The sequence below is a fragment of the Paenilisteria riparia FSL S10-1204 genome, assembly GCF_000525995.1.
GTDB lineage: Bacteria > Bacillota > Bacilli > Lactobacillales > Listeriaceae > Listeria_A > Listeria_A riparia.
This window is the reverse complement of sequence record NZ_AODL01000047.1, coordinates 1-3,482: the sequence shown is the minus strand read 5'-3', so window position 1 is coordinate 3,482 and position 3,482 is coordinate 1. Positions and strand designations below refer to the sequence as shown.

At 40.4% G+C, this 3,482-nt stretch carries 4 protein-coding genes; 2 read left to right on the top strand and 2 right to left on the bottom strand.

Going from position 1 to position 3,482, the window contains the following annotated elements; genetic code table 11:
• A partial coding sequence (locus PRIP_RS15735; RefSeq protein WP_036102570.1) for a Bax inhibitor-1/YccA family protein occupies positions 1-450 on the top strand: 450 nt, incomplete at its 5' end.
• Between the two features lie 52 nt (positions 451-502).
• Here the strand turns inward: PRIP_RS15735 and PRIP_RS15730 are convergent.
• Both PRIP_RS15730 and PRIP_RS15725 read right to left on the bottom strand, forming a co-directional pair.
• A complete protein-coding gene (locus tag PRIP_RS15730) occupies positions 503-1,693 on the bottom strand; it encodes an amidohydrolase (protein WP_036102566.1) in 1,191 nt (396 codons plus the stop codon).
• A gap of 3 nt (positions 1,694-1,696) precedes the next feature.
• Positions 1,697-2,884, bottom strand: coding sequence for a M20 family metallopeptidase (locus PRIP_RS15725; RefSeq protein ID WP_036102563.1), 1,188 nt, complete (start codon positions 2,882-2,884; stop codon positions 1,697-1,699).
• 276 nt (positions 2,885-3,160) lie between these two features.
• Here PRIP_RS15725 and PRIP_RS15720 point away from each other — a divergent pair.
• The coding region (locus PRIP_RS15720; RefSeq protein ID WP_036102560.1) for an MFS transporter at positions 3,161-3,482 on the top strand (322 nt) is incomplete at its 3' end.

The window sequence follows — 3,482 nt, the reverse complement described above, 5'->3', positions numbered from 1 at the left end:
TCCAAAATCGGTTACGGTTTATTGCTTGCTTTTGCATTTGTGACGGGGCTTGTATTAGCACCAACATTACAATATTACTTAAATGCTGGAGCGGGAAATGCTGTTTTAATGGCTTTTGCCACGGCGACTGTTACATTTACCGTACTGGGCTTTATAGGGGCTAAAATGAAGACCGATTTATCGTTTATGGCGAAAGGCTTATTTGCAGCATTACTTATTGTTGTAGTTATTTCGTTGATTTCGATTTTCTTCCCGCTAAGCTCACTTATGTCGACTATTTTCGCAGGGGCAGGAACATTATTGTTTTCCCTTTACATCTTGTTTGACTTTAACCAAATTATGAAGCGCAATGTGACAATGCAAGACGTACCGTTGTTAGCGATGAGCTTATATTTAGATTTTCTAAACCTATTCTTGTTTCTGCTACGTTTATTTGCAGGACGGAACTAAGAAGAAGGAACGCCTATGCATGAATCTTATCATGAATGGCGTTCCTTTTTTTCTATTCTAAATCGTAAAATCCCAAGACAATATCAGCTACAGCTTTTGCTGCAACAGGAAGTGCGTCTTCATCGATATCAAATTTTGGATGGTGGTTGAAGTACGCGTTTTCCACACCTTTTGGTCTTGCGCCAACATAGAGGAAGGCACCAGGTATTTTTTCAAGATAGTAGGCAAAATCTTCGGAACCTGAAAGCATGTCGGCTTCGGTAACGCTTTGCAAATAGTCACCGATACCTTTTTGTAAGTAGTGGACAGCATTTTCTGTAGCCTGCAAATCGTTATAAAGTGGTGGATAGTCAGCGGTGTAAGTGAATGTGGCTTTAATACCAAACATCACTTCTAGTCCAGCAACAATGCGGTGCAACTCAGTATCAATGAGCGCTTGCGTTTCCTTCGTCATGTAGCGGACATCGCCTTCTAGCTCCACATAATCCTTGATCACATTAAAACTGCCTTTTCCATCAAAAGAACCAATCGTTACAACTCCTGTATCAAAAGGATTTAAACGGCGGCTGACTATTGTTTGAATCGCATTAACAAAATAAGCACCGGCAACAATCGCGTCATTTGCCATGTGTGGTGAAGAGCCATGCCCCCCGGTTCCTTGTATACCGAGTTTGAAATACGTCCGTCCAGCCATCGAAAAGCCGCTACGATACGCGATATGCCCAGCATCAAAAAAAGGAAACACATGAATTCCATAAATCGCATCTACATCGTCTAATCGTCCTGATTCGACCATTCCCTTTGCGCCACCAGGTGGTGTTTCTTCAGCGTGTTGGTGAACAATTTTGATTGTGCCAGCGAGTTCCTCTTGCAATTGAATCAAACAATCCGCAAGAATGAGTAAATAGGCTGTGTGCGCGTCATGTCCGCAAGCATGCATCACACCAGTATTTTCAGAAGTAAAGGGGAGTCCCGTTTCTTCTGTAATTGGTAAGGCGTCAAAATCTGCACGCAAAGCTAATGTTTTCCCCGGTTTGGCTCCTGAAATCGTCACGATAATCCCGTAACCATTTCCAACATTGCGTTCCAGCGTTACATTTTTCCCTTCATAAAACTTAACGATATAGTTCGCTGTTTCTTCTTCATGAAAAGAAAGCTCTGGATGCGCATGAAGATGGCGACGAATCGCAATCATTTCGTCTTTTCGTTCATCAATCATAGCCATTAATTTTTCACGTAACATGGTTTATTCCTCCTTATAGTTCCCATAATCAGCCACCAGTGTTCCCATTGCTTTTGCGGCAATTAGTAAGGATGCTTCGTTAATATCAAATTTTGGATGGTGATGCGGATAGCAAATGCCATTTGCAGGCATTGCTCCAACATAAAAGAAAGTACTAGGACGCTCTTTCGCATAATACGCAAAATCTTCAGAAGGAGATTGCTGCTCACAGCGTGAAATTGCTGTAACTTCATGAATGTTCGAGTCTTTTAATGAAGTAGCAACAAAAGCTGTCAAGTTTACATCATTTACTAGTACTGGATAATCGTTTTTGTAAGCCAAATCATACGTAATACCGAACATCTTCGCTAGTCCATCCAAAATTTGACGAAATTCCTTCTCAATTAACACACGCGTCTCTTCTGTCATCGCTCGCACGTCGCCCTCTAGTTCCACTGCATCTTTAATCACATTAAAACTACCTTTCCCATCAAAAGAACCAATTGTAATCGAGCCAACATCGAACGGATTTAGACGACGGCTTATAATGGTTTGAATAGCAAGCACGAATTCGCTTGCAGCAACAATTGCATCATTCGCCATGTGTGGTGAAGAACCATGACCGCCACGTCCAGTAATTTTCACTTTAAAAGCGGCACGTCCAGTTTGAGTAGCACCTTCACGATACAGGATCTCACCAGTTGGCATCGTTGACATGACATGAATACCGAGTACATGATCCACGCCGTCCAAGCAGCCATCACGAATCATTGCGATTGCACCACCAGGTGGTGTTTCTTCGGCGGGCTGATGCAAGACAATAATTTTGCCAGTAAGTTGATCTTTCATTTCAATCAATGTCTCCGCAAGAATTAGCATATACGCAGTATGCCCATCATGTCCACAGGCATGCATTACACCAGGATTTTTCGAGGCAAAAGGGAGGCCTGTTTCCTCCGTAATTGGCAACGCGTCAAAATCTGCTCTAATAGCAAGTGTCCGTCCTGGTTTGCCACTATCAATCGTTACAACGACGCCATGGCCACCAATATTTGTTTTTACGTTGCAATCCTTTCCTTCATAGAAATCAGCAATATATCGCGCTGTGTTTTCCTCTTGAAATGATAACTCAGGATGTGCATGTAAGTACCTTCTAATCTCAATAATCCTGTCCTGCTTTGCTTCTAATTTCTCCATTAATTGTTGTCTCATATGCCTCTCCTCCAAAATAAAAATATTTGGTCCCTCGGTGCCATTATAGATGGTTGACGTGAAAGTTATAAGCTTATTTTTGCTGTAAAACACGCCATTTTTTGTCATCGATGGAAAATTAAAAAAATCACAATGTCAAAAACATCGCATTATATATGACATAATTTCAAATTTTTAGATAATTACTTGTTCTGTAGAGTTAGGGTGTTATAATATTTGTAAGCGCTATATTAAATGTTCCTCAAAATATTGATTACTAAAAACGGAGGAGAAGTCATGAAAACAGAACAAAAAGGGAAGGTTATTTTGCCGATATTATTTCTAGGGTACATTGCGATCTACATCGACAAATTAGTTATTGGAATTATTGCAGTACCGCTTGCTGAACAATTACATTTGAGTATTGATGAGAAAAGCTACATATTCTCTGCTTTTTTCATTGGTTATTCGATTATGCAAATACCGTTTGGCTATTTAAACGATAGGCTAGGCTCTAAATTTGTATTGATTATTTCACTATCTATTATTACTATTTCATCCATTGTTTTTGGCTCTGCATCAACATTAATCGCGTTAGTAGCAGCGCGCTTTTTTTGCA

Excerpts from the sequence above, each read along its gene's own strand:
- PRIP_RS15730 (WP_036102566.1), bottom strand. The coding sequence starts at position 1,693 with ATGTTACGTGAAAAATTAATGGCTATGATTGATGAACGAAAAGACGAA.
- PRIP_RS15725 (WP_036102563.1), bottom strand. The coding sequence starts at position 2,884 with ATGAGACAACAATTAATGGAGAAATTAGAAGCAAAGCAGGACAGGATT.